Raw genomic sequence first — 20,040 nt, forward strand, 5'->3', positions numbered from 1 at the left:
GGCAGGCATCTCGATGTGGTGAGGGGCTCGGACGGCGCGACGCAGCGCCGTCCGGGCCCCTCGCGTGCTCATCCGTCCTTTTCCAAGGAGTCCTGGAACAGATGAAGACGATCGACGAACTTCTCGCCGCAGGGGTCGAGGGCAAGCGGGTATTCGTCCGCGCCGACCTCAACGTGCCGCTCGACGGCACCACCATCACCGACGACGGCCGCATCCGCGCCGTCCAGCCGACCGTCGCCAAGCTCGCCGAGGCCGGCGCGCGGGTCATCGTCGCCTCGCACCTCGGCCGCCCGAAGGGCGCCCCGGACCCGGCGTTCTCGCTGGCCCCCGCCGCCGCCCGGCTCGGTGAACTGCTCGGCACCGAGGTCGCGTTCGCCACCGACACCGTCGGCGAGTCCGCCACGGCCACGGTCGCCGCCCTCACCGACGGCCAGGTCGCCGTCGTCGAGAACCTCCGCTTCAACGCCGGTGAGACGTCCAAGGACGACGCCGAGCGCGGTGCCTTCGCCGACCAGCTCGCTTCCCTCGCCGACGTGTACGTGGGCGACGGCTTCGGCGCCGTGCACCGCAAGCACGCCTCGGTCTTCGACCTCCCGGCCCGGCTGCCGCACTTCGCCGGCTACCTCATCGCCACCGAGGTCGGCGTCCTGAAGAAGCTCACCAGCGACGTCAAGCGCCCCTACGCGGTCGTCCTCGGGGGCGCCAAGGTCTCCGACAAGCTCGGCGTCATCGACCACCTGCTGGAGAAGGCCGACCGCATCCTGGTCGGCGGCGGCATGGTGTACACCTTCCTCAAGGCCCAGGGCCACGAGATCGGCATCTCGCTGCTCCAGGAGGACCAGGTCCCCGTCGTGCAGGAGTACCTCAAGCGCGCCGACGAGCGCGGTGTGGAGTTCGTGCTCCCCGTCGACGTCCTCGTCGCGCCCGAGTTCCCGGACCTGAAGACGAAGGCCCCGGCGCACCCCACCGTCGTCGCCCACGACGCCATGCCGGCGGACCAGCAGGGGCTGGACATCGGCCCCGAGACGCGCAAGCTGTACGCGGCGAAGCTCGCCGACGCGGCCACCGTCTTCTGGAACGGCCCGATGGGTGTCTTCGAGCACCCCGACTACGCCGAGGGCACCCGCGCGGTCGCCCAGGCGCTCGTCGACTCCCCGGCCTTCAGCGTCGTCGGTGGAGGCGACTCCGCCGCCGCCGTCCGCATCCTGGGCTTCGACGAGAACGCCTTCGGCCACATCTCGACCGGTGGCGGCGCCAGCCTCGAATACCTTGAGGGCAAGAGCCTTCCCGGCCTCGCCGCATTGGAGAACTGAGCCAGATGAGCACCCGTACCCCGCTGATGGCGGGCAACTGGAAGATGAACCTCAACCACCTCGAGGCCATCGCCCACACCCAGAAGCTCGCCTTCGCGCTGGCCGACAAGGACTACGACGCGGTCGAGGTCGCCGTCCTGCCGCCCTTCACCGACCTGCGCTCCGTGCAGACCCTGGTGGACGGCGACAAGCTGAAGATCAAGTACGGCGCCCAGGACATCTCGGCGCAGGACTCCGGTGCGTACACCGGCGAGATCTCCGGCTCCATGCTCGCCAAGCTGAAGTGCACTTACGTGGCCGTCGGCCACAGCGAGCGCCGTCAGTACCACGGTGAGAACGACGAGATCTGCAACGCCAAGGTGAAGGCCGCCTACCGTCACGGGCTGACCCCGATCCTCTGCGTCGGCGAGGGCCTGGACATCCGCAAGGCCGGTGACCAGGTCTCCTACACCCTCGCGCAGCTCGACGGCGCCCTCGCGGACATCCCGGCCGAGCAGGCCGAGTCGATCGTGATCGCGTACGAGCCGGTCTGGGCGATCGGGACCGGCGAGGTCGCCACCCCCGAGGACGCCCAGGAGGTGTGCGGAGCCATCCGCCGCCGGCTCGCCGAGCTGTACTCGCAGGAGCTGGCCGACGCGGTCCGCATCCAGTACGGCGGCTCCGTGAAGTCCGGCAACGTCGCCGCGATCATGGCGCAGCCCGACGTCGACGGCGCTCTCGTCGGCGGTGCCGCGCTGGACGCCGACGAGTTCGTCAAGATCGTTCGCTTCCGCGACCAGTGAGTATGCGCTAGCGCCGATCCGTCGTACCCTTGCGGGGGCCGGGGTGGGTTCCACTCCCCGGCCCCCGCTGTGCGTAGCGGCGATCATCCGTAGTAGCCGTGTCTGTGGAAGCAGTCCAGGAATTTCCGGAAAGTAGGGACCAGCCGTGATTTTGGCGTTCGAGATCGCCCTGATCGTCTTCAGCCTGCTGCTGATGCTGCTGGTGCTGATGCACAAGGGCAAGGGCGGCGGCCTCTCCGACATGTTCGGTGGCGGCATGCAGTCCTCGGTCGGCGGTTCCTCGGTGGCCGAGCGCAACCTCGACCGCATCACCGTGGTCGTCGGCCTGTGCTGGTTCGCGAGCATCGTGGTGCTCGGCCTGCTCATCAAGCTGGACAACTGACGCTCCGTCCGCGATTACCGGTGACGGTGTAACTCCAACCACTGGACGCGCGTTGGGCCTTACGTAGACTGGGGCACCTTCGAGCACCATCACGCAGGGAGTTACGACCGTGGCAAGTGGCAACGCGATCCGGGGAAGCCGGGTCGGAGCGGGGCCGATGGGGGAGGCCGAGCGGGGCGAGTCCGCGCCGCGCCTCCGCATCTCCTTCTGGTGCTCGAACGGGCACGAGACGCAGCCGAGCTTCGCCCATGACGCGCAGGTACCGGAGACGTGGGACTGCCCCCGGTGCGGCTTCCCGGCAGGCCAGGACAAGGACAGTCCGCCGGCCCCGCCGCGCACGGAACCGTACAAGACCCACCTCGCGTACGTCCGCGAGCGGCGCAGTGACGCGGACGGCGAGGCCATTCTCGCCGAGGCGCTCGCCAAGCTCCGCGGCGAGATCTGAGGACAGCGGCCCCGTCCGCGTCACGGACTCGGCCCGCGTTCCCCGGGCGGGAGCCGCCGCGCCCCGCCCGCCCGTTCACCGGCCGGACACCTCCTGGGTGCCGGCCGGACCGTTTGCCGGTCCTCCCGGCCCTCGTTCCCTCCCTCTTCCCGTGCGGAGCCATGCCCGCTCGGCGCCCGCGAGCGGGATCAATTAGGTTGGGGGTGCAGCGGGGAGCAGGTACGAGAAGAATGGGCTGATACCCGGGATGAACGCACAAAGCCGAACCAAGCTCAACCGGACGCCCGAGTGGGCGGCCCTCGGCAAGCACCGTGAGGAACTGGGCGCGACCCACCTGCGGGAGCTTTTCGCCGACGACGCGAACCGCGGCGCCGCCTACACCCTCCGGGTGGGCGACCTGCACATCGACTACTCCAAGCAGCTGGTGACCGACGAGACGCTGCGTCTGCTGCGTGACCTCGCCGCCGCCACCGGCGTCGCCGAGCTCCGGGACGCGATGTTCCGCGGCGAGAAGATCAACACCACCGAGGACCGCGCCGTCCTGCACACCGCGCTCCGCGCTCCGCGCGACGCCGTGATCGAGGTCGACGGCGAGAACGTCGTGCCGGCCGTGCACGCGGTGCTGGACAAGATGGCCGGCTTCGCCGAGCGCGTCCGCTCCGGCGAGTGGACCGGCCACACCGGCCGCCCCATCAAGAACATCGTCAACATCGGCATCGGCGGCTCCGACCTCGGCCCCGCCATGGCGTACGAGGTGCTGCGCTCCTTCACGGACCGCTCGCTCACCCTCCGCTTCGTCTCCAACGTCGACGGCGCCGACCTCCACGAGGCCGTGCGCGACCTGGACGCCGCCGAGACGCTCTTCATCATCGCCTCGAAGACCTTCACCACCATCGAGACGATCACCAACGCGACCTCCGCCCGCGACTGGCTGCTCACCGAGCTGAGGGCCGGTCAGGACGCCGTCGCCAAGCACTTCGTGGCGCTGTCGACCAACGCCGAGAAGGTGTCGGACTTCGGCATCGACACGGCCAACATGTTCGAGTTCTGGGACTGGGTCGGCGGTCGCTACTCCTACGACTCCGCCATCGGCCTCTCGCTGATGATCGCCATCGGCCCGGACCGGTTCCGCGAGATGCTCGACGGCTTCCACCTCGTCGACGAGCACTTCCGCACCGCCCCGGCCGAGGAGAACGCCCCGCTGCTGCTGGGCCTGCTGGGCGTCTGGTACGGCCAGTTCTTCGACGCCCAGGCGCACGCGGTGCTGCCCTACAGCCACTACCTCTCCAAGTTCACCGCCTACTTGCAGCAGCTGGACATGGAGTCCAACGGCAAGTCCGTCGACCGGGACGGCGATCCGGTCGAGTGGCAGACCGGACCGGTGGTCTGGGGAACCCCCGGCACCAACGGCCAGCACGCGTACTACCAGTTGATCCACCAGGGCACCAAGGTCATCCCGGCCGACTTCATCGGCTTCGCCGCCCCGGTCGCCGACCTGCTGCCCGGACTCATCGCGCAGCACGACCTGTTGATGGCCAACTTCTTCGCGCAGACGCAGGCGCTCGCCTTCGGCAAGACGCCCGAAGAGGTCCGCGCCGAGGGAGTGCCCGAGGAGCTGGTCCCGCACAAGACCTTCCGGGGCAACCACCCCACGACGACGATCCTCGCCGAGAAGCTCACCCCTTCGGTCCTCGGGCAGCTCATCGCGCTGTACGAGCACAAGGTGTTCGTCCAGGGCGCGATCTGGAACATCGACTCCTTCGACCAGTGGGGCGTCGAACTCGGCAAGGTCCTCGCCAAGAAGATCGAGCCGGTCCTCACCGGGGGCACCGGCGGCGAGCAGCTGGACAGCTCCACCGCCGCCCTCGTCACCACCTACCGGTCGCTGCGCGGCCGTTGAGCCGGTGACCGACGGGGAGGGCGGGACGGTGACGGCTCGGGCGGCACCACCTCGCCTGAGACCTCCGGCCCACGAGCTCGACCGGCGTGCGGTCGGTTGGTGGCGGGCCCGGTGGTCACTGCTGACGGCGGCGCCGGTGACCGTCATCGGTGTGCTCGCCGCCCTCCTCGTCCCGGCCCGGCCGTGGCTGCTGCTCTGCGCGGCCGTCACGGCCGGGCTCGGCGTGTGCTGTGCGGCCCTGCTGCCGCGCTGGTGGTTCCGCACCCACCGCTGGGAGGTCACCGAGGACGCCGTCTACGTCCGCACCGGTCTCTTCGTCCAGGAGTGGCGGATCGCGCCGATGTCGCGCATCCAGACCGTCGACACGGTCCGCGGCCCGCTGGAGCAGCTCTTCGGGCTCGCCACCCTCACCGTCACCACCGCCTCCGCCAAGGGAGCGGTACGGATCGCGGGGCTCGGGCACGAGCCCGCCGCCGCGCTCGCCGAACGGCTGACCCGGATCACCCGGGACACACCCGGCGACGCCACATGACGGCACCCGGCACCCCCGGCGCCCTCGACGACGGGTGGCGCCGCCTCGACCCGCGGACCGCACTCGTCACCGCGGTCCTCACGGCCGGTGTGGTGGTGGGCACCGCCGTCCCGCTGGTGATGGGGTTCCTCGGCCACTTCGGTGCCGCCCGGGCCGGACTCTGGACCTCGGCCGGTGCCGTCCTGCTCACCGGCTGCGCTGCCCTCGCCGGCCACGTCCGGTGGCGCCGCACCCGCTACCGGATCGGTACCGGTCACGTGGACCTGCACTCCGGACTGCTGCTCGTCCGCCGTCGCTCGCTCGCCCTGGACCGCGTACGCACCGTCGACCTCACCGCCCGCCCGTTGCTGCGGCTCCTCGGCCTGGTCACCGTACGGATCGGCACCGGCGAGCACCAGGACGGCGAATCCACCCTGGAACTCGACCCGGTCACCCGCGCCGAGGGCGAACGGCTGCGCCGGCTGTTGCTGGCACGCGGCGCGGCACCGGACGGCGACGCCACCGCCGCCGCCATCGGGGAGAGCGACGGCGTGCTGGCCGTCCTCGACCCCCGCTGGATCCGTTACGCCCCGGTCTCCTTCGTCGCCCCGATGCTCGGGGGCGCGGCGGCGGGCGGGGTGATGCAGATCAGCGAGTGGGCCGGAGCGCAGGGCGACGTCATCCACTGGGCCGTCGAACTCTTCCAGGCCCTGCCGCTCTTCTGGACGCTCGCCGTCCTCGTCGCGGCGGCCCTCCTCACCGGTGGGGCCGGGGCGCTGGGGCTCTGGACCGAGATGTGGTGGAACTACCGCCTGGAGCGCGAGGCGGGCGGCACCCTGCGGGTCCGCCGAGGGCTGCTGACCTCCCGCTCCACCACGGTCGAGGAGGCCCGGCTGCGCGGCGCCGACCTGGTGGAGCCGCTGGGGATCCGGCTGTTCGGCGCCGCCCGGGTGGACGCCATCACCACCGGACTGGCCGACGACGAGGAGGCGAAGGAGGCGAGCCACCGCACGCTGCTGCCCGCGGTCCCCCGGCCCGTCGCGAACCGGATCGTGGCGGCCGTCCTGCGGCAGGAGTCCGCCCCCACCGCCACACCCCTGACCCGCCACCCGCGCGCCGCCCGGGGCCGCCGGCTGCGGCGGGCGCTCGCCGCGGTGCTGGCCCCGGTGGTGGTGCTGACCGTGCTCGCGGCAGCGCTGACGCCCGTCCTGTACTGGGCCGCCCTGGGCTTGGCCCTGGTGGGCATACCGGTCGCGGTGGCGCTGGCCCTGGACGCGTACCGGAGCCTGGGTCACGCCCTCACCGACCGGCACCTGGTGACCCGCTCCGGCACCGTACGGCGCTCGACCGCGGCCCTGGAAAGGTCCGGGGTGATCGGCTGGACGGTCCGGCAGTCGTACTTCCAGCGGCGGGCGGGCCTGCTGGACCTCACGGCCACCACGGCCGCCGGGACGGGCGCCTACGCGGTGTACGACACCGGAGCGGGCGAAGGGCTCCGCCTCGCCTCCGAGGCCGTACCGGGGCTGTTGGCGCCGTTCCTGGAGGGGGACGGCGGCGACCCGGACACGGTGGCCCGGCCGGAACGCGAGCGGTCCGCCTCCACGCGATGAACAGCCGGCGGCCGAGGTCCGCCGCGACGAGGCCGGTGAGGGTGCTGTCGCACGCGGCCCACCGGCCGGAACGGAGATCGTCACCGGGGCTCCGCACCGCCCGCCGCTCGGCCGCGGGCCCGACCCTCCGCTCCGGGGCGCCCCGCGGAACCGGGGTCAACAGTCGGTGCGGTCCCGCGGCGATGCCACCAGGGCGAGGGCGGCCACCCGCACCTCGGCCGCCCACGCTGCCGGGTCGAGGCCCACGGTGTACTCGAGGCAACACGCGCACGGCGGGATCAGGGCGACGAACGATCGTTCCTCCGCGGTTCCGGCCTCCGTGTCCCACCCGTCGTCCGTCGCCAGACCGGCGAGGGTGACCGACCCGTCGAGCAGCCTCGCCGCCAGTCGGCGCAGGCCGTGGCGCCGCGCCAGAGCCAAAGCGGGCAACTCGACTCCCGACTCGCGCAGTGCCTGCTCGAACACGTCGCGGATGTCGCGGGTGTCCGTGTTCCGGGGCAGCCCGGCGAGTTCGCACAGCGCGGGGGTGTCCAGCCCGGCCGCGAGGGCCTCGGCGGAGCGCATCGGCAGGTCCTCCGGCCGCACTTCGTCCGCCCGGTAGCGGCAGGCGAGCTCACGCAGGGACGCGAGGGCCCTTCGCGCCGAAACTTCTGAGGGTGTCATTCGTGCTGCTCCCATGGCTCGTACGAGGAGGGGGACGAGGACGTGGGGAAGTCGAGTGGCAGACCGGTACTTCGACCCCACGTGAGACGTCCGGGAGATCCGTCCCTCACTCACGCCTCTCCCGGGCGGGCGTGCGACGGCGAGAGGCCCGGCCCCCGCTCGTGACGAGCGGGAACCGGGCCTCCCCGTACAGCGGGTGACGACCTCTCAGGGAGAGGCCGGCGGGTAGAGCGCGCGGGGGAGCCGGGAGGCGGCCGCCGCGTCGAGCAGCCAGAGCGTCCGGGCGCGGCCGTACGCGCCCGCCGCCGGAGCCTGGATCTCCCCGGCGCCGGACAGGGCGATGGCCGCGGCCTCCGCCTTGTCCTCGCCCGCCGCGAGCAGCCACACCTCGCGCGCCGCCCGGATGGCCGGGAGCGTGAGGGTGACCCGGGTGGGCGGCGGCTTGGGGGCGCCGTGCACACCGACGACGGTGCGCTCGGTCTCCCGTACCGCGGGCAGCTCGGGGAAGAGCGAGGCGACATGGGTGTCGGGTCCGACGCCCAGCATCAGCACGTCGAACGTCGGGACCGGCCCGTGGTCCTCCGGGCGGGCGGCGGCCGCGAGCTCCGCGGCGTACCCCGCGGCGGCCGCGTCCACGTCGTTCCCGAACGGACCGTCCGACGCCGGCATCGGGTGCACCCGCGCCGGGTCCAGGGCGACCGCGTCGAGCAGGGCCTCACGGGCCTGCGTGACGTTGCGCTCCGGGTCGCCGTCCGGCTCGAACCGCTCGTCGCCCCACCACAGGTCGAGCCGCGACCAGTCGACGGCGTCCCGCGCGGGCGCGGCGGCGAGCGCGGCCAGCAGGCCGTTGCCGTTGCGCCCGCCGGTCAGCACCACCGAGGCGTATCCGCGTGCGGCCTGGGCGTCCACGATCTTCGTGATCAGCCGGGCCGCCGCGGCCTGCGCCATCAGTTCCTTGTCGCGGTGCACGACCAGTTGCGGGGCACTCACTTGGACGCCGCCTTCTTGGCCGGAGCGGCCTTCTTCGCGGGGGCGGCGGCCTTCGGCTTCTCCGCGTCACCCGATCCGTCGGCCGGCTCCCCGGCCGTCTGGGGCGCGGGAGCCGCCGCGCCCTCGTCGGGGCGGCTCAGCTTGTCGATGCCGAACTTCACCGTCGCGGCGTACGTGTTGTCCGGGTCGAGGCGCCGCAGCTCCTCCGCCAGCAGCTCGGCGGTCTCGCGCCGCTTCAGCGCCACACCGCGGTCGGGCTGACCGGTCATCGAGAGGGTGGCGAGCGAGCCGTTCGCGCGGTCGAGCACGATCGGGCCGTTCTTCGTCTCCAACCGGACGGCGGTCAGACCCGGTCCCTGGGAGCGCGTACGCCCCACCGGGACGCCGAGCCGGTCCGCGAGCCACATCGCGAGCAGTTCGCAGCTCGGGTTGTCGCTCTCGCCCTCGACGGTCGCCGAGACGACCTGCGCGGGCTGCTGGTCCAGGGCGGCGGCCAGCATCGAACGCCACGGCGTGATGCGGGTCCAGGCCAGGTCGGTGTCGCCGGGCTCGTACGACGCCGCGCGGACGGCCAGCTCGTCGAGCGGGTGCTCGGCCGAGTAGGCGTCCGTGATGCGGCGCTGGGCGAGCGCGCCGAGCGGGTCCTTCGCCGGGTCGGCGGGGGCGTCCTCGGCCCACCACACCACGACCGGGGCGTCCGGCAGCAGCAGCGGCAGGACCACCGACTGGGCGTGGTTGGCGAGTTCGCCGTGGAGCCGCAGGACGACCGTCTCACCGCTGCCCGCGTCGGAACCGACCCGGATCTCGGCGTCGAGACGCGCGTCGCGGCGGCTGCGCGGCGAGCGGCTGACCCGCTTGATGACCGCGATGATCCGCGAGGGGTGCTCGCGGGAGGAGTCGCTCGCCGCCTTGAGGGCGTCGTAGGCGTTCTCCTCGTCCGTGACGACCACCAGCGTGAGCACCATGCCGATGGCAGGGGTGCCGACGGCGCGGCGGGCGGAGATCAGCGCGTTGTTGATCTTGCTGGACGTGGTTTCCGTGAGATCGATCTTCATGGCCGGCGCCAGCTCCGTCCGTCGCGTGCGAGCATCTCGTCCGCCTCGGCCGGACCCCAGGTACCGGCCGCGTACTGCGCGGGCTTGCCGTGCTTGTCCCAGTACTCCTCGATCGGGTCGAGGATGTTCCAGGAGAGCTCGACCTCCTGGTGGCGGGGGAAGAGGTTGGCGTCACCGAGCAGCACATCGAGGATGAGCCGCTCGTACGCCTCCGGGCTGGACTCGGTGAAGGACTCGCCGTAGGCGAAGTCCATCGTGACGTCCCGGACCTCCATGGAGGTGCCCGGCACCTTCGAGCCGAACCGCACCGTCACGCCCTCGTCCGGCTGGACGCGGATGACCAGGGCGTTTCCGCCCAGTTCCTCCGTGGCGCCGGACTCGAACGGGAGGTAGGGGGCGCGCTTGAAGACGACCGCGATCTCCGTGACCCGGCGGCCGAGGCGCTTTCCGGTGCGGAGGTAGAACGGGACGCCCGCCCAGCGGCGGTTGTTGATCGTCAGCTTGATCGCCGCGAAGGTGTCCGTCGTCGACTTGGGGTCGATGCCGTCCTCTTCGAGGTAGCCCGGGACTTCCTCGCCGCCCTGCCACGCGTGGCTGTACTGGCCGCGCACCGTGTGCTTGCCCAGGTCCTCGGGCAGCTCGACGGCGGTGAGCACCTTGAGCTTCTCCGCGACCAGCGCCTTCGGGTGGAAGGAGCCGGGCTCCTCCATCGCGGTGAGCGCCAGCAGCTGGAGCAGGTGGTTCTGGATGACGTCGCGGGCGGCGCCGATGCCGTCGTAGTATCCGGCCCGGCCGCCGATGCCGATGTCCTCGGCCATCGTGATCTGGACGTGGTCGACGTACGACCTGTTCCAGATCGGCTCGAACATCGTGTTGGCGAAGCGCAGCGCCAGGATGTTCTGGACGGTCTCCTTGCCCAGGTAGTGGTCGATGCGGAAGACCTCGTTGGGCGGGAAGACGTCGTGCACGAGCTGGTTCAGCTCCTGCGCGCTCTCCAGGTCGTGCCCGAACGGCTTCTCGATGACGGCGCGGCGCCAGGCGCCCTCCGTCTGCTCCGCGAGACCGTGCTTCTTGAGCTGCTCGACGACCTTGGGGAAGAACTTCGGCGGCACGGACAGGTAGAAGGCGAAGTTGCCTCCGGTGCCCTGGGCCTTGTTGAGTTCGTCGATCGTCTCCTTGAGAGTCTCGAACGCCTCGTCGTCGTCGAAGTTGCCGGGCACGAACCGCATGCCCTGGCTCAGCTGCTGCCAGACCTCCTCGCGGAAGGGGGTGCGGGAGTGCTCCTTGACGGCGTCGTGGACGACCTGGGCGAAGTCCTCGTCCTCCCAGTCGCGGCGCGCGAAGCCGATGAGCGAGAAGCCCGGCGGCAGCAGGCCGCGATTGGCCAGGTCGTAAACGGCGGGCATGAGCTTTTTTCTTGACAAATCGCCCGTGACACCGAAGATGACCAGGCCCGACGGCCCCGCGATGCGCGGGAGCCGTCGGTCCTGGGGGTCACGAAGCGGATTTGCTCCGGGAACACCAGACAAAGTGGTCAGCCCTCCGAAGGAGCGAGGCGCGCGAGCTCCGCCTCGGTCGACTTGAGCAGGTCGTTCCATGCGGCCTCGAACTTGTCGACGCCCTCTTCTTCCAGCAGCGCCACGACCTCGTCGTAGCTGACGCCGAGCTTCTTGATGGCGTCGAGGGCGGCGCGCGCCCGGTCGTAGCCGCCGGCGACCGTGTTGCCCGAGATCTCACCGTGGTCGGCCACGGCCTCCAGGGTCGCCTCCGGCATGGTGTTGACCGTGTTCGGGGCGACGAGGTCGTCGACGTACAGGGTGTCCTTGAGCTCCGGGTCCTTGACGCCGGTGGAGGCCCACAGCGGACGCTGCTTGTTGGCCTGCGCCTTGTCGAGGGCGGCCCAGCGGTCGGAGGAGAAGAGCTCCTCGTACGCCTCGTACGCCAGACGGGCGTTGGCGAGGGCGACCTTGCCCTTGGCGGCCTTCGCCTCGTCGGTGCCGAGGGCGTCCAGCCGCTTGTCGATCTCGGTGTCCACGCGGGACACGAAGAAGGAGGCGACCGAGTGGATCTTCGACAGGTCCAGGCCCGCGGCCTTCGCCTGCTCCAGGCCGGTGATGTAGGCGTCCACGACCTCGCGGTAGCGCTCCAGCGAGAAGATCAGCGTCACGTTGACGCTGATGCCCTTCGCGATGACCTCGGTGATCGCCGGCAGACCGGCCTTCGTCGCCGGGATCTTGATGAGCGTGTTCGGCCGGTCCACCAGCCAGGCCAGCTGCTTGGCCTCGGCGACGGTCGGCACGGTGTGGTGGGCCAGACGCGGGTCGACCTCGATGGAGACCCGGCCGTCCTGGCCGTCGGTGCGGTCGAAGACCGGACGCAGGATGTCGGCGGCGTCGCGGACGTCCGCCGTCGTGATCATGCGGATGGCTTCCTCGACGGTGACCTTGCGGGACGCGAGGTCGGTGAGCTGCTGCTCGTAACCGTCGCCCGAGGAGATCGCCTTCTGGAAGATCGACGGGTTGGTCGTGACACCGACGACGTGGCTCTGGTCGATCAGCTCGGCGAGGTTGCCGGAGGTGATGCGCTTGCGGGACAGGTCGTCGAGCCAGATCGCGACGCCCTCGTCGGAAAGGCGCTTCAGTGCGTCTGTCATGGAATTACATCTCCTACTAGTCGTATGAGTGCGTCAGCGCGCGGCGGCGTCGAGGGATTCCCGGGCGGCGGCGACCACGTGCTCGGGAGTGAACCCGAACTCGCGGAAGAGCACCTTCGCGTCGGCCGAGGCACCGAAGTGCTCCAGCGACACGATGCGGCCCGCGTCACCCACGTACCGGTACCAGGTCAGGCCGATGCCCGCCTCGACGGCGACCCGGGCCTTCACGGCCTTCGGCAGGACGCTCTCGCGGTACTCCGGGGTCTGCTCCTCGAACCACTCGACGCACGGCATCGAGACGACCCGGGTCGGCACACCGGCCGCCTGGAGCTGCTCGCGCGCCTCGACGGCGAGGTGCACCTCGGAACCGGTGCCGATGAGGACGACCTGCGGCTCGCCGCCGTCGGCCTCGAAGAGCACGTAGCCGCCCTTGGCCGCGTCCTCGTTCGCCTCGTACGTGGGCACGCCCTGGCGGGTGAGCGCCAGACCGTGCGGGGCGCCCTTGCCGAAGACCTTGGTCCAGCGGCGCAGGATCTCGCGCCAGGCGATGGCGGTCTCGTTGGCGTCGGCAGGGCGCACGACGTTCAGGCCCGGGATGGCGCGGAGCGACGCGATGTGCTCGACCGGCTGGTGCGTCGGGCCGTCCTCGCCCAGACCGATGGAGTCGTGGGTCCAGACGTACGTCACCGGCAGGTGCATCAGCGCGGAGAGCCGGACGGCGTTGCGCATGTAGTCCGAGAACACCAGGAAGGTGCCGCCGTAGACGCGGGTGTTGCCGTGCAGCGCGATGCCGTTCATCTCCGCGGCCATGGAGTGCTCGCGGATGCCGAAGTGGATCGTGCGGCCGTAGGGGTTCGCCTCGGGCAGCGGGTTGCCGGCCGGGAGGAACGACGACGACTTGTCGATCGTGGTGTTGTTCGAGCCGGCGAGGTCGGCGGAGCCGCCCCACAGCTCGGGGATCACGTCACCGAGGGACTGGAGCACCTTGCCGGACGCGGCACGGGTCGCGACGGCCTTGCCGGCCTCGAAGACGGGGAGCTTCTCCTCCCAGCCCGCGGGCAGCTCGCCGGCGTTGATCCGGTCGAACTCGGCGGCGCGCTCCGGGTTGGCGGTGCGCCAGGCGGCGAAGGACTTCTCCCACTCGGCCTTGGCGTCGCGGCCGCGGTCCAGCGCCTCGCGGGTGTGCGCGATGACCTCGTCGGAGACCTCGAAGGTCTTCTCCGGGTCGAAGCCGAGGACCTTCTTGGTCGCGGCGACCTCGTCGTCGCCGAGCGCCGAGCCGTGCGCGGCCTCGGTGTTCTGGGCGTGCGGGGCGGGCCAGGCGATGATCGAGCGGGCCGCGATGAACGAGGGGCGCTCCGTCTCGGCCTTGGCCGCCAGCAGCGCCTTGTAGAGGCCCGCCGGGTCCAGGTCGCCGTTGGCCTGCTGCTCGACGCGCTGGACGTGCCAGCCGTACGCCTCGTACCGCTTGAGGGTGTCCTCGGAGACCGCGGTCTCCGTGTCGCCCTCGATCGAGATGTGGTTGTCGTCCCAGAGCAGCGTCAGGTTGCCGAGCTTCTGGTGGCCGGCCATCGAGGACGCCTCGGCGGAGATGCCCTCCTGGAGACAGCCGTCACCGGCGATGACCCAGATGTCGTGGTCGAAGGGCGAGGTGCCGGGGGCCGCGTCCGGGTCGAACAGACCGCGCTCGTAGCGGGCGGCCATGGCCATGCCGACGGCGTTGGCGACACCCTGGCCGAGCGGGCCGGTGGTGGTCTCCACGCCGGTGGTGTGGCCGTACTCCGGGTGGCCCGGGGTCTTCGAGCCCCAGGTGCGGAAGGCCTTCAGGTCGTCCAGCTCCAGGCCGTAACCGGCCAGGTAGAGCTGGATGTACAGAGTCAGGCTGGAGTGACCCGCGGACAGCACGAAACGGTCGCGGCCCGTCCAGTCGGCGTCGGCGGGGTCGTGCCGCATCACCTTCTGGAAGAGGGTGTAGGCGGCCGGCGCCAGGCTCATCGCCGTGCCCGGGTGGCCGTTTCCGACCTTCTGTACGGCGTCGGCCGCGAGGACGCGAGCGGTGTCCACCGCCCGCTGGTCCAATTCGGTCCACTGGAGGTCTGTGGTGGTCGGCTTGGTGCTCACCCTGAGTCAGGGCTCCTCTCCACTGTTCGGAAAACCGGGGGCTGGTGACCGCACCGGACGTTCTTGAGCCTACCCCCGTAACAGCAAGGGATTTCCGGTCGTATTCCAGGGTGCGCGGCATCGGCGGAGTTCGCCTTCCGTATGAGCGGGACGGTTCTCCATTGGGCTTCTCCAATGAGCGTGACCAGCGACTTCTGTGCTTCTCGCACGAGCGGCGCACCTCTCGTCGGAGCCCTTTGCGGCGGGGCGCTCGAAAGGGCGTCGCCCCGCCCCGGTCGCGCCACCCCAACACGAGTCCACCCCCGCGAAGGACGGCCTGTCCCCAACGTCTACAGTGGTCTGGTTCGCGCAAGTCTTTACCGGGCCCTCACGCCCGGTGCTTGCTGGGATTTCTCTGTCAGGGGTGTGCGTGACGGCCGTCGAGTCCCGACCCGCAGGGGTCGCCTTGACTCCGAGCCCAGGGGGCCATCGCCCGTACGGGGCCCGCATCAAGGCATTCGTGGCGCTGACGAAGCCGCGGATCATCGAGCTGTTGCTCATCACCACCGTTCCGGTGATGTTCCTGGCCGCTCAGGGTGTGCCCGATCTGTGGCTCGTCCTCGCAACCACCATCGGCGGATTCATCTCCGCGGGCGGTGCGAATGCGCTCAACATGTACATCGACCGCGACATCGACGCGTTGATGGACCGTACGTCGCAGCGACCGCTGGTCACCGGAATGGTGAGCCCGCGCGAGTGCCTGGCCTTCGGGATCACCCTCGGGGTCGTCTCCACCGTCTGGTTCGGTCTGCTGGTCAACTGGCTCTCCGCGGCCCTCAGCCTCGGCGCGCTGCTCTTCTACGTCGTCGTCTACACGATGCTGCTGAAGCGCCGGACCTCGCAGAACATCGTCTGGGGCGGGATCGCCGGCTGCATGCCGGTCCTCATCGGCTGGTCGTCGGTGACGGACTCGGTGTCCTGGGCCGCCGTCATCCTCTTCGCGGTCATCTTCTTCTGGACGCCCCCGCACTACTGGCCGCTGTCGATGAAGGTGAAGGACGACTACGCCCGCGTCGGCGTCCCGATGCTGCCGGTCATCGCCTCCAACCGCGTGGTCGCCCGCCAGATCGTCATCTACAGCTGGGTGATGGTGGCGGTCTCGCTGCTGCTGACCCCGCTCGGTTACACCGGCTGGTTCTACACCGTGGTGGCGCTGCTCTCGGGCGGCTTCTGGCTCTGGGAGGCGCACGGCCTGCAGAACCGGGCCAAGGCCGGCGTCGCCGGTGCCAAGCTGAAGGAGATGCGGCTGTTCCACTGGTCCATCACCTATGTCTCGCTCCTCTTCGTCGCCGTCGCGGTGGACCCCTTCCTCCGCTGACCGCAGACTCTCGCCGACGGGCGGGTGACGTGGCCCAGGCCACGTCACCCGCCCGTCGCCCGTCGCGCTACCCATCGGTAGCATCCTGTCCATGGCAGAGACCGATGAGACCCAGGTGACCCAGCAGGTGGACGGCAAGCGGGAAGCCCGCGACGCGCGCAGGGCGGCCCGGCTCGCCAAGGAGATCCGTACCTTCGCCGAGGCGCACGGCGGCGCGGAGGGACAGCTGGCATACCTCGGCCAGGCGGGCACCCGGATCGTCCTGGTGGGCGAGGACGGCGGCTGGGGCGACCTCGTCGCCCCCTCGCACGCGGTCGCCGAGAGCGCCGCGCAGAAGTCGGGCCTCACGCTGCACGAGAGCTTCGACGGCGACTTCGCGGCGAAGGTCCGCACCGGCCCGTACGAGTGGACCCGGATGGCGGGCATCCAGGTGGGCGGCCCCGCCAACCGGGACTGAGGACCCGGCACGGACACGCGGGGGGCGCGGACCCGGGCGGTCACTGCCGCCCGGGTCCGCGCCCCGTCAGCGGGCCATCAGTGCGAAGACGCCCCAGCCGAGGTGCTCCCGCGTCCAGCGCGCGTAGCGGGCGGGCGCGGTGGTGAGTTCGGCACGGACCTCGGCGGCCATCGCGTCGCCGGGGTTGGCGTCCAGCCAGCGCCGGAGGCTGAGCCACTGCGCCGCCTGGTACCGGTCCCAGCTGTCCTGGGACGCGAGCACCATCTCCACGACGTCGTACCCGAGAGCGCCGAACCGCTCGATCAGCTCCGGCAGGACCAGGAAATCGTCCCTGCCGGCACCGAGGCAGGCCCGGGCGGTCTCCTCGTCCGGCACGTCCCGGCGCCAGAACGGCTCACCGATCAGCATCAGACCGCCGGGACGCAGGCTGCGGGCCAGCAGTTCGGCGGTGCCGGCCACACCGCCCCCGATCCAGGTGGCACCCAGGCACGCGACGAGGTCGACCGGTTCGTCCGCGACGTGACCGGAGGCGTCGCCGTGCACGAAGGTGACCCGGTCGGCGACGCCGAGTGCGCCCGCGCGGGCGCGGGCCCGCTCGGTGAAGACGGTGCTGATGTCCACCCCGGTGCCGGTGACGCCGTGGTCGCGGGCCCAGGTGCAGAGCATCTCGCCCGAACCACTGGCGAGATCGAGGGCGCGCGTTCCGGGCGCCAGGCGCAGGGCCTCGCCCAGGGCGGCGAGCTTGCCCGGGGTGAACGGGTTGTGGATGCGGTGGTCACCCTCGCGGAGGGTGTGGATGCGTGGAAGATCCACGGGAGGTGCCCCTTGGGGTCGAAGAGATGAGGGCCGTGGGGGAGGACAGCGGGCCGGAGCCTGCCGCCGCGGTGCGGACCGTCATCTCGCATACACCTCGTTCTACGCCTGCGGGTCGGTGACCCGCACACGCTAGGCCCGTCCGGGCCGGGGCACCACCGGTTTTCCCGGCCCGGACACCGCCTAGACGGCCGTCAGCGCCCCGCCGGACCGGGGGAGCGGCGCATCGGCGACCGCCACCGGGCGTTCCCGCTGGGCGAGCAGGACCCGCAGGACCCAGATCCAGACCAGGCAGGCGCCCACCATGTGCAGGCCCACCAGGATCTCCGGGGTGTCCAGGAAGTACTGGACGTACCCGATGACGCCCTGGCCCATCAGCACGAGGAAGAGCTCGCCGGCGCGGCGGCGCGGTCCCGGGGGGGCGTCGACCGCCTTCAGGACGAACCACAGCGCCAGGGTCAGCGCGACCACGACCCAGGCGAGGTCCGCGTGGAGCTGGCTGATCAGCTTCCAGTCGATCGGGATGCGGTGCACGTCGCTGGAGTCGCCCGCGTGCCGGCCCGCCCCGGTCACCACCGTGCCGACGGCTACCAGCAGGCCCGAGGCCACCACCAGGATCCAGGTCAGCTGCGAGACGGCCTTGCCGACCAGCGGCTTCGGCGCGCCGTCGCCCTCACCGGTCCGGTGGTGCATCACCACGGCGACGGTGATCAGGGCGGCGGAGAGGAGGAAGTGCGCGGCCACGGTGTAGGGGTTGAGGCCGACCAGGACCACGACGCCGCCGAGGACGGCGTTGCCCATGACCACCCAGAACTGGGCCCAGCCGAGCCGGGTGAGGCCGCGGCGCCGGGGCTTGAGGGCACGGGCCGCGACGATCGCCCAGCCGACCGCCGCGCAGAGCACGTACGTCAGCATCCGGTTGCCGAACTCGATGACTCCGTGGAAGCCCATCTCGCTCGTCGTCGTCAGGCTCTCGTCGGTGCACTTGGGCCAGGTGGGGCAGCCGAGGCCGGAGCCGGTCAGCCGTACCGCGCCCCCGGTGGCGACGATGATCACCGCCATCACGACGGCGGAGAGGGCGGCCCGGCGGACGGTCCGGAGATCCGGGGTCCACCGTTCGGCGATGTACTGGAGCGGGTTCCGCGCGGCGTGAGCGACGTCGGCTCGGGTCAGCTGAGGCACGCCCACCATCGTAAGCGGCAGCTTGTGCAAGCTTTCACGAGGGGGACGAGTCACCCCGAAGTGTCACCCCCGACCGTTACCGGCGAGGACGCCCCCGGCCCCGCTCACTCCCAGCGGAAGAACTTCGCCGCCGCGCCGAGGCCGAGCACCGACCAGAGCGACAGGACGCCCAGATCGCCCCAGGGGACGCCCGCGCCGTGCTGGAGCACGTCCCGCAGCCCGTCCGAGAGCGCCGCGATCGGCAGCAGGCCGAGCACCGACGCCACCGCGTCCGGGAACTTCTCCATCGGCACCACCACCCCGCCGCCGACCAGCAGCAGCAGGAAGACCAGGTTGGCCGCGGCGAGGGTCGCCTCCGCCTTCAGCGTCCCGGCCATCAGCAGGCCCAGCCCCGAGAACGCGGCAGTGCCCAGCACCACCAGGAGCAGCACGGAGAGGGGGTTGCCGTGCGGGGACCAGCCGAGGGCGAAGGCGATCGCCGTCAGCAGGACCACCTGGAGCACCTCGGTCACCAGGACCGACAGCGTCTTGGAGGTCATCAGCGCCCAGCGGGGCAGCGGGGAGGCGCCGAGCCGCTTCAGGACGCCGTAGCGGCGCTCGAAGCCGGTGGCGATGGCCTGGCCGGTGAAGGCCGTGGACATCACCGCGAGCGCCAGGACGCCGGGCGCCAGGAAGTCGACGGGGTCGCCGGCGCCGGTGTCCACGATGTCGACGGAGCCGAAGAGCACCAGCAGCAGCGCCGGGATGACCACCGTCAGCAGCAGCTGCTCGCCGTTGCGCAGCAGCATCCGGGTCTCCAGCGCGGTCTGCGCGGCGATCATCCGGGACAGCGGGGCGGCGCCCGGCCGCGGGGCGTACGTACCGGCGCTCATGCGCGCAGCTCCTTGCCGGTGAGTTCCAGGAAGACGTCCTCCAGGGTGTGCCGCTCGACGGCGATGCCGTCCGGCATGACCCCGTGCTGCGCGCACCAGGAGGTGACGGTGGCGAGCAGCTGCGGGTCGATGGTCCCGGAGATGCGGTACGTGCCGGGGACGGGTTCGGCGGCGCCCGAGCCGTCGGGCAGCGCCTTGATGAGCGAGCCGAGGTCCAGCCCGGGCCGGCCCGAGAAACGCAGGGTGTTCTCGGCGCCGCCCCGGCACAGCTCCTCGGGGCTGCCCTGGGCGACGACACGCCCGGCGTCGACGATCGCGACGTCGTCGGCGAGCTCCTCGGCCTCGTCCATGAAGTGGGTGGTGAGCACGGCGGACACGCCGTCGGCGCGCAGCTCCCGGACGAGCTCCCAGGTGGCGCGGCGGGCCTGCGGGTCGAGTCCGGCGGTGGGTTCGTCGAGGAAGACGAGCTCCGGGCGGCCGACGACGGCCATCGCGAGCGCGAGGCGCTGCTGCTGCCCCCCGGAGAGGCGCCGGTAGGTGGTCCGGCCGCAACCGCCGAGGCCCAGGCGTTCGACGAGGGCGTCGACGTCGAGGGGGTGGGCGTGGAGCTTCGCCATGTGGCGGAGCATCTCCTCGGCGCGGGCGCCGGAGTAGACGCCGCCGGACTGGAGCATGACGCCGACGCGGGGGCGCAGCCGGGCCGCGTCGGCGACGGGGTCGAGGCCCAGGACGCGGACGGTGCCGGCGTCCGGGCGGCGGTAGCCCTCGCAGGTCTCGATCGTGGTGGTCTTGCCGGCGCCGTTGGGGCCCAGGACCGCGGTCACCGTGCCCGCCGCGACGCTCAGATCGAGTCCGTCGACGGCTGTCTTGGCGCCGTACCGCTTCACCAGGCCTTCGACCCGCACGACAGGCTCGTTGCTCATGGCCGGTAAGT

General features: G+C 71.5%; 19 protein-coding genes and 1 pseudogene. 9 read left to right on the top strand and 11 right to left on the bottom strand.

Annotated elements, in window-relative coordinates; all coding sequences use genetic code 11:
* Positions 1–101 precede the first annotated feature (101 nt).
* From PZB77_RS24460 to PZB77_RS24490, 7 genes are all read left to right on the top strand, one after another.
* A complete protein-coding gene (locus tag PZB77_RS24460; protein ID WP_275494772.1) occupies positions 102–1,313 on the top strand; it encodes a phosphoglycerate kinase in 1,212 nt (403 codons plus the stop codon).
* A gap of 5 nt (positions 1,314–1,318) precedes the next feature.
* Positions 1,319–2,095: a triose-phosphate isomerase gene (gene tpiA / locus PZB77_RS24465; RefSeq protein ID WP_275494773.1), complete on the top strand. Its 777-nt coding sequence runs from the start codon at positions 1,319–1,321 to the stop codon at positions 2,093–2,095.
* A 145-nt stretch (positions 2,096–2,240) separates the two neighbouring features.
* A complete protein-coding gene (gene secG / locus PZB77_RS24470; protein WP_275494774.1) occupies positions 2,241–2,477 on the top strand; it encodes a preprotein translocase subunit SecG in 237 nt (78 codons plus the stop codon).
* A 109-nt stretch (positions 2,478–2,586) separates the two neighbouring features.
* Positions 2,587–2,922, top strand: a complete 336-nt coding sequence (locus PZB77_RS24475; protein ID WP_275494775.1) for an RNA polymerase-binding protein RbpA — start codon at positions 2,587–2,589, stop codon at positions 2,920–2,922.
* Between the two features lie 247 nt (positions 2,923–3,169).
* Positions 3,170–4,822 carry a glucose-6-phosphate isomerase gene (gene pgi, locus PZB77_RS24480; protein WP_275494776.1) on the top strand — a complete coding sequence of 551 codons (1,653 nt, stop codon included), beginning with the start codon at positions 3,170–3,172 and terminating at the stop codon, positions 4,820–4,822.
* 28 nt (positions 4,823–4,850) lie between these two features.
* Positions 4,851–5,354, top strand: a complete 504-nt coding sequence (locus tag PZB77_RS24485) for a PH domain-containing protein (protein ID WP_275496202.1) — start codon at positions 4,851–4,853, stop codon at positions 5,352–5,354.
* Positions 5,351–6,943: a PH domain-containing protein gene (locus tag PZB77_RS24490; RefSeq protein ID WP_275494777.1), complete on the top strand. Its 1,593-nt coding sequence runs from the start codon at positions 5,351–5,353 to the stop codon at positions 6,941–6,943. Before PZB77_RS24485 ends, PZB77_RS24490 begins: the two co-directional genes overlap by 4 nt.
* Here the strand turns inward: PZB77_RS24490 and PZB77_RS24495 are convergent.
* The 7 genes and pseudogenes from PZB77_RS24495 to tkt all read right to left on the bottom strand — a co-directional run.
* Positions 6,936–7,070 (bottom strand): annotated as a pseudogene (locus tag PZB77_RS24495) (MerR family transcriptional regulator); the annotation flags it as partial. The gene PZB77_RS24490 and the pseudogene PZB77_RS24495 sit on opposite strands and share 8 nt — an antisense overlap.
* Positions 7,071–7,099: 29 nt before the next feature.
* Entirely contained in the window at positions 7,100–7,606 is a 507-nt protein-coding gene (locus tag PZB77_RS24500) for a hypothetical protein (protein WP_275494778.1), read from the bottom strand.
* A gap of 207 nt (positions 7,607–7,813) precedes the next feature.
* Positions 7,814–8,596: a 6-phosphogluconolactonase gene (gene pgl / locus PZB77_RS24505; RefSeq protein ID WP_275494779.1), complete on the bottom strand. Its 783-nt coding sequence runs from the start codon at positions 8,594–8,596 to the stop codon at positions 7,814–7,816.
* Positions 8,593–9,651, bottom strand: a complete 1,059-nt coding sequence (opcA, locus tag PZB77_RS24510) for a glucose-6-phosphate dehydrogenase assembly protein OpcA (protein ID WP_275494780.1) — start codon at positions 9,649–9,651, stop codon at positions 8,593–8,595. The genes pgl and opcA overlap by 4 nt, the downstream gene beginning before the upstream one ends.
* Positions 9,648–11,180 carry a glucose-6-phosphate dehydrogenase gene (zwf, locus tag PZB77_RS24515; RefSeq protein WP_275494781.1) on the bottom strand — a complete coding sequence of 511 codons (1,533 nt, stop codon included), beginning with the start codon at positions 11,178–11,180 and terminating at the stop codon, positions 9,648–9,650. Before zwf ends, opcA begins: the two co-directional genes overlap by 4 nt.
* A gap of 5 nt (positions 11,181–11,185) precedes the next feature.
* The gene (tal, locus tag PZB77_RS24520; protein WP_275494782.1) at positions 11,186–12,304 is read right to left on the bottom strand and encodes a transaldolase; all 1,119 of its coding nucleotides are present in this window, start codon (positions 12,302–12,304) and stop codon (positions 11,186–11,188) included.
* 33 nt (positions 12,305–12,337) lie between these two features.
* Entirely contained in the window at positions 12,338–14,425 is a 2,088-nt protein-coding gene (gene tkt, locus PZB77_RS24525; RefSeq protein ID WP_275494783.1) for a transketolase, read from the bottom strand.
* A 403-nt stretch (positions 14,426–14,828) separates the two neighbouring features.
* Between tkt and PZB77_RS24530 the strand changes: the two genes are divergently transcribed.
* Together PZB77_RS24530 and PZB77_RS24535 are read left to right on the top strand one after the other, a co-directional pair.
* Positions 14,829–15,782: a heme o synthase gene (locus PZB77_RS24530; protein WP_275494784.1), complete on the top strand. Its 954-nt coding sequence runs from the start codon at positions 14,829–14,831 to the stop codon at positions 15,780–15,782.
* A 91-nt stretch (positions 15,783–15,873) separates the two neighbouring features.
* Positions 15,874–16,239, top strand: a complete 366-nt coding sequence (locus PZB77_RS24535) for a hypothetical protein (RefSeq protein ID WP_275494785.1) — start codon at positions 15,874–15,876, stop codon at positions 16,237–16,239.
* Between the two features lie 66 nt (positions 16,240–16,305).
* Here the strand turns inward: PZB77_RS24535 and PZB77_RS24540 are convergent, their stop codons facing one another.
* The 4 genes from PZB77_RS24540 to PZB77_RS24555 all read right to left on the bottom strand — a co-directional run bounded on the left by PZB77_RS24540 (position 16,306) and on the right by PZB77_RS24555 (position 20,029).
* Positions 16,306–17,052: a class I SAM-dependent methyltransferase gene (locus PZB77_RS24540; RefSeq protein WP_275494786.1), complete on the bottom strand. Its 747-nt coding sequence runs from the start codon at positions 17,050–17,052 to the stop codon at positions 16,306–16,308.
* Positions 17,053–17,235: 183 nt separating this feature from the next.
* Positions 17,236–18,243 carry a COX15/CtaA family protein gene (locus tag PZB77_RS24545; protein WP_275494787.1) on the bottom strand — a complete coding sequence of 336 codons (1,008 nt, stop codon included), beginning with the start codon at positions 18,241–18,243 and terminating at the stop codon, positions 17,236–17,238.
* A gap of 95 nt (positions 18,244–18,338) precedes the next feature.
* Positions 18,339–19,106: an ABC transporter permease gene (locus PZB77_RS24550; protein WP_275494788.1), complete on the bottom strand. Its 768-nt coding sequence runs from the start codon at positions 19,104–19,106 to the stop codon at positions 18,339–18,341.
* Positions 19,103–20,029 carry an ABC transporter ATP-binding protein gene (locus tag PZB77_RS24555; protein ID WP_275494789.1) on the bottom strand — a complete coding sequence of 309 codons (927 nt, stop codon included), beginning with the start codon at positions 20,027–20,029 and terminating at the stop codon, positions 19,103–19,105. The genes PZB77_RS24550 and PZB77_RS24555 overlap by 4 nt, the downstream gene beginning before the upstream one ends.
* Positions 20,030–20,040: the final 11 nt, after the last annotated feature.

This window comes from Streptomyces sp. AM 2-1-1, assembly GCF_029167645.1.
GTDB lineage: Bacteria > Actinomycetota > Actinomycetes > Streptomycetales > Streptomycetaceae > Streptomyces.